This is a genomic window from Morganella psychrotolerans (assembly GCF_001676055.1).
Classification (GTDB): Bacteria; Pseudomonadota; Gammaproteobacteria; order Enterobacterales; family Enterobacteriaceae; genus Morganella; species Morganella psychrotolerans_B.
In genome coordinates this window covers 1-4,908 of the sequence record NZ_LZEX01000022.1, presented here as the reverse complement: position 1 = coordinate 4,908, position 4,908 = coordinate 1, and the positions used below count along the sequence as shown (strand labels likewise).

At 46.9% G+C, this 4,908-nt stretch carries 8 protein-coding genes; all 8 read left to right on the top strand.

What is annotated here, in order from left to right:
* Positions 1 to 563: hypothetical protein (locus AYY17_RS21740; RefSeq protein WP_162271114.1), on the top strand; the 563-nt coding region annotated here is incomplete at its 5' end.
* A gap of 234 nt (positions 564 to 797) precedes the next feature.
* Positions 798 to 1,133, top strand: coding sequence for a PerC family transcriptional regulator (locus AYY17_RS11960; protein ID WP_067423974.1), 336 nt, complete (start codon positions 798 to 800; stop codon positions 1,131 to 1,133).
* A 77-nt stretch (positions 1,134 to 1,210) separates the two neighbouring features.
* Entirely contained in the window at positions 1,211 to 1,600 is a 390-nt protein-coding gene (locus AYY17_RS11955; protein WP_067423972.1) for a hypothetical protein, read from the top strand.
* A 28-nt stretch (positions 1,601 to 1,628) separates the two neighbouring features.
* Positions 1,629 to 2,333, top strand: coding sequence for a hypothetical protein (locus AYY17_RS11950; RefSeq protein WP_137022593.1), 705 nt, complete (start codon positions 1,629 to 1,631; stop codon positions 2,331 to 2,333).
* Positions 2,334 to 2,347: 14 nt separating this feature from the next.
* Complete coding sequence (locus AYY17_RS11945; protein ID WP_067423968.1) at positions 2,348 to 2,878, top strand: hypothetical protein; 531 nt, start codon at positions 2,348 to 2,350, stop codon at positions 2,876 to 2,878.
* Between the two features lie 67 nt (positions 2,879 to 2,945).
* A complete protein-coding gene (locus tag AYY17_RS11940) occupies positions 2,946 to 3,542 on the top strand; it encodes a hypothetical protein (protein WP_067423966.1) in 597 nt (198 codons plus the stop codon).
* 10 nt (positions 3,543 to 3,552) lie between these two features.
* Complete coding sequence (locus AYY17_RS11935) at positions 3,553 to 4,164, top strand: hypothetical protein (protein ID WP_067423964.1); 612 nt, start codon at positions 3,553 to 3,555, stop codon at positions 4,162 to 4,164.
* Positions 4,157 to 4,762 carry a DUF2913 family protein gene (locus AYY17_RS11930; protein WP_082981385.1) on the top strand — a complete coding sequence of 202 codons (606 nt, stop codon included), beginning with the start codon at positions 4,157 to 4,159 and terminating at the stop codon, positions 4,760 to 4,762. Before AYY17_RS11935 ends, AYY17_RS11930 begins: the two co-directional genes overlap by 8 nt.
* The last annotated feature ends 146 nt before the right edge of the window (positions 4,763 to 4,908 follow it).

Below are 4,908 nucleotides of genomic sequence, written 5' to 3'. Positions count from 1 at the left end.
TGTTGTACGGCGGTAATAATTTAGCCAGTATGGCGGCTTTTCGTTCAGGTGAAATACGTTTCATGTGTCACTCCGCGCCCTCAGGTTTATTTTTCAGAGGGGGTGACAACTATCCTGACACTGAGGGGATGTCCGGATTTTATCTTCGCCGTAGTAGTATCAATGAGTTAGTTGTTGTAAATGGCGCTATTAACCCTTGTGATGGGAATAATGCAGAGAAAATAAAGAATCGAATTATGGCATCCTTAAAACGCCGCACTATATTAGAAAGAAAATTCCGTGATAGGTTTGACTCAGTCTCTATTTCAGGCCTCTTGGCTTTATTCTATAGTAACCAAGGCAACTCAAAAGATTATCAAAGAGAATATGAACGCCGTGCTCGTTATGAAGCTAATTTTGAAGATTTAATGCATGTAGTAGAAAAATTAAATTTTCCCTTTGAGGTTGTAAAAAACCTTTATAGTTTGGGCTATGTAGAGCTTGCAGATGAATTAAAGTTAAAATTTATTTCTAACCCGGATTTTCTGAAAGACTTGGAAGAATACAAGTCTCGGCTATGTTAGTAAGTGTTATATTGCTTTCACTGATCTACTAGTTGAATCAAACCTGCGGCTCTTATATCGAACTAAGTCACTCAGAACTTCGGTGGGCATATAGTCTTAAGAGCCTAGCTCATTTTCCATCCTAGCGCTAAAAGCTCCTCGTTTTGTTCTGGTTTTCCCTTCGTCAGCCACCCAACCAGTCGTACCATTATCCTACAAAGTATAAATTATCATCTATCCGTAGGAGATGCTCTGATGGCACGCAGGAAGGTTTCATCGAACACCGTTGAACGCCTGGGTAAACAATGTTTGCCTGAGGCGGGTGCGGTCAAACTCGCGCTTGAACTCGAAGCAAAACAACTTTACTTGCGTGCGGCAAAGCAATGGGGCGTAGCCATGCAGGAGCAACCTGCTTTTGCTGAGTACATTGCAGCCCAGCGATACCGCTGTATTGAACTGTCCAACATACGCCATGAGCACCGCATTGAGCAATATGAGATACGCAGCGATATAAAATCCGCCAGTAGTGAAGTGGGGGCCGCTTACGAACGCCTGTGCCTTAAAGATAATACGCGCTGGAACGTACTGTAATTTTTCGTCACCGGTATCTCTGCCCGTAAAATTTACCCATTACCCTATGGCACAACCTAAAATCAAACAGAGGTATTATGTCCACTTTGTTAAAAGACTTCGTACTCATGGCGCTGCCGCACCGTGAGTGGTCATGCGAGGCAGTTCACTTCCGGGTGAAGCTTTGCCCTGAGCCGGGCAAACTGGGCAATAAAAATCACACTTACTTCATCCTAGAGGACCTCTATGGGTTTGACACCAATGAAGCTTCACTCGTGATTTTCACAAAAATTCTTTTACTGCGTTTCCCACACCTGCCACCGAATCGCGTTCACATATTGATCCATTGCCGGGATATGTCCAAGTCCCTCGGCACCAAAGTGGTGCGGTACGATTTACTGCGCGACGAAGAACGCCAGGTCAAGTTGGATAAAAAACCAGAAGATGTATCGGAGAAATCGGGCTACGTCTCGATGTGTGCTTTCTAACTGTCAACGTAGTTATGGAGGGTTTACCTTGGCCGCACCTTATCATCGTTCTGTCGGTTCACCACTATTGGCCGGAGCAAGAACCATTCAATTCGGGTCGCATCAAAAAGTATTTTTCCCTGATTATGACCAGGCGCTAGTTGTTGCCACCAGCATGACCGCTGAGCACCGATTCCCAATGTGGATTTACAAGTCACTGCACAATAAGTGTGCCGGGTATTTAATCGCGGGTCATGGTTCGCATACGCTGGAAAAACCGGACTCCGCATTGCAGTCAAACCAAATTGATCAGGTCCAGTTCAAGGATAATCTCCCGACACTCCTGGAGAGTGATGCTGTTCAGCCAAGTGCGGTGGCGCGCGTTGCCATCCGGAATAACGAATTCATACAGTGCCATGCACGGGTCTCCGAAGCGGACATTGTCGCTTGGAGCATGATGCAATCGGATCCCGCACTCATTTTCAACGTTAACCCCACGAGCAGCCCCGCTGAAGCAAAGAAAGTCAGTAATCGCATAAAATCCATGCTTCAAAATGCATTGTACTGCCAGACCGCCATCCGTTGGCTTAACAGTTACAACTTCATTGTTGCTATGCGTTGGTCAGACGATGACGGGTTAAGCCCAAGACATAAAGTAGAAAATGGCTGGTGGATCCTGAGCGCACAAGAACAATGTTCGCATGGGGTTTCGCCAAAATGTGAAGACGTGCAGAAAAAAGCAAAAGACCGTTAACTGAAGAGGCAATCATGAAAACTGAACAGACTGACATCAAATTGTACCTGCAACGCCAAAGCGCATGCGGAATGCTAAAAATCACGCGTATTCTGGATGGTATCTTTACCCCACCATTTATCACATTCCTCCTGATTGGGGTGCTGTTTTCTGTCATCCAACTGACTATCATGCCAGTCGTTGTGGAAACCCTCCTTTTCATTCCGTTGTGCTTCGTTGTAGTTGGCTGTGTCGGTGTGCTCTTGTTTGCGCACTTGTATTATTCGTGTTCGTTTCCACGACTGAAGCCACTGTTGAGCGTTAATGAGATAGAAGCCCTCTGTTCCAGCACGTTCTGTGCATACCAAAAAATGGGCCATTTGTCCTCAAAACAGAAGTCCGGCATTGATTACATCGACACCTTAATTTGTGAAGGTATTCCAATGAATTATCACCACCGCGCCCGAGTAAAAGCATTGGTTGAGGCGGATGTGCGTGACCACGAGCTGAACACCTTAAGCCAGGAATTCGAAACCGTCATCGCACAAAGCAAAACGCTAGCATAAGCATTCCAAACTACTCGTACCCCCCCTGATCGTAGAACACGGACGATCAGGGCACAGAGAGAGCATCATGAAAATTGATAAAATGGACATTCAGTTGTACCTGCAACGACAGAGTAATAGCCGAATGCTGAAAGTCACGGTGTTTATTGAAAACACCCTCATGCCCACTGTGTTAACACCAATGTTGGTATTTGTCGTTTTCTATGCCGCTTTGTTTGCTTGGCGCTTTCTGGTGGGGTTCCACGACCCAGAATTGCTACACATAATAGATTTGGCAGGATACTACGCGCTGGGCTGCGTTTGCGTATTGGTTTTGATTGGGCTGTTCTTTCGTGGGTATTTGCCGAAGATCAAAGCCCAGTTAACCGTCCATGAAATTGAAATGCAGTACAAAGCAGCCGAAGAAACCTACACCCGCTTAAATTATGCCCCTGAGGACGAGCGCCCCGCGATTGATTACCTTAATGCTGTCGTCATGTCAGGTGTGCCCATGAACGGGGCGCATACCCGAACGGTGGATACCATGCTCGCCCTGGCACAGAAAGCCAGTGCGGACAAAGACGCTCTCCTCAAGGTGAAGCAAGAACTTTCAGCGCTAACTGACAGCATCGCAAAGACTTCGCTGACCGCCGAACATATCCAGAACGATAACCACATTGAATAATGAGGCTCTTATGAATATCGAAACGACAGATGTCGAACTCTACCTGAAAAGGCAAGAGTCATACTTGCGGATGAAATTCACCAAATTTATGGAGGGTTACATAGCATGTTGCTTCTACGGGCTCGCAATCGTTTTTCTTGCCGCTTTTGCCGTGATCCTGTTCCAGTATTATTCAGATAAAAATCCGTCTGAAGGCCTCGTGGAATTCGTCACCGTCGCTGGCTATCTTGCGGGTGTTTTCGGGGCATGCCTTATTTTTACTGTGTTATTTTTTGCTGGTAGGCTGTTCCGATTTAATGCCATGTTGTCGGTTGATGAAATCAAGCGGTTATACGAGTCAATGGGGCGTGAATATGACACTATGACTTACCTACCAACCGATGGACGTTCAGCTATCGAGTACCTCAACACTGTCATCGCAACGGGTATTCCGATCGATGTCACGCACGAGAGCCGGGCGCAAAAATTGCTTTACCGCGACACAAAGACGGATGACCTGAAGGCACGCACTGCCGGGGCAGAAAGTGCGCTTTTGAATGCATCGCGTTGTATTAGCGTTTCAGGTAAAATGCCTGATGTAAACAAAAACGAAAGTATAAGCAGCACGGATAGTCATGACTGAAATGAAAACCACCTTGAACCAAATGAGCGCACATCTTGCCTGGTGTGCGCTTGTCGCGTTGGCTATCGCCAAGCGCAATGGTCGGGCGAACGGTAACATACAAGAACATCTCTTTTTGTTCGAATGGTTGAAACAAGCCATGAGGCAAAAACGTTTTTCGAAAGATGTCGCCCCGGATCTGCGCTGGCTTATCAGTCAAGGAGAGAATCACCCCACGAGTGCCAAGCTGAAAGAAAAGCTGCAATACTTGTACGACAGTGGGACCGGTAAACTGACAACCAAAAATGACCTTTATCGACTGACGACTATTTTGGGGACATTAGCCCAAATGGGCTGGCCGTATTCACTTCTGAACGAAGTTGAATGGCTGAAGACGGATACCGCACGGCTCAATGCCAACACTGACTACCTCCGGATCCGAAAGTCAACCTTAGACCAGGGCTTTAGCAACGAGGGTGCCCAGGTAGCGCCCGTTGAAGTGCTGTTAACGGGCAGGGTGGAGAAGGTTCAATCTCTGCTGGCCTCTTGCAATTGGGCATTATCCCGCACAGAACCGCTACAGAAACCGCATTATTGTATGACCGCATTACCGGAATGACGGTCATGAATTGATGATTTAATCGGGTAGCCGGAGGTATCTAGCCTCCAGCCCCCACACCACCCTGCATGCGGCTCCGCACAGGGCGGTTCATTTAGAACTCCTAACTCACTTTTTGGTTAGGATAATGAACTGCGATCCATCCA

What these genes read in the sequence shown, in the direction of transcription:
- AYY17_RS11930 (WP_082981385.1), top strand. Translation starts at nt 4,157, where the DNA reads ATGACTGAAATGAAAACCACCTTGAACCAAATGAGCGCACATCTTGCC.
- AYY17_RS11940 (WP_067423966.1), top strand. Translation starts at nt 2,946, where the DNA reads ATGAAAATTGATAAAATGGACATTCAGTTGTACCTGCAACGACAGAGT.
- AYY17_RS11945 (WP_067423968.1), top strand. Translation starts at nt 2,348, where the DNA reads ATGAAAACTGAACAGACTGACATCAAATTGTACCTGCAACGCCAAAGC.
- AYY17_RS11935 (WP_067423964.1), top strand. Translation starts at nt 3,553, where the DNA reads ATGAATATCGAAACGACAGATGTCGAACTCTACCTGAAAAGGCAAGAG.
- AYY17_RS11955 (WP_067423972.1), top strand. Translation starts at nt 1,211, where the DNA reads ATGTCCACTTTGTTAAAAGACTTCGTACTCATGGCGCTGCCGCACCGT.
- AYY17_RS11960 (WP_067423974.1), top strand. Translation starts at nt 798, where the DNA reads ATGGCACGCAGGAAGGTTTCATCGAACACCGTTGAACGCCTGGGTAAA.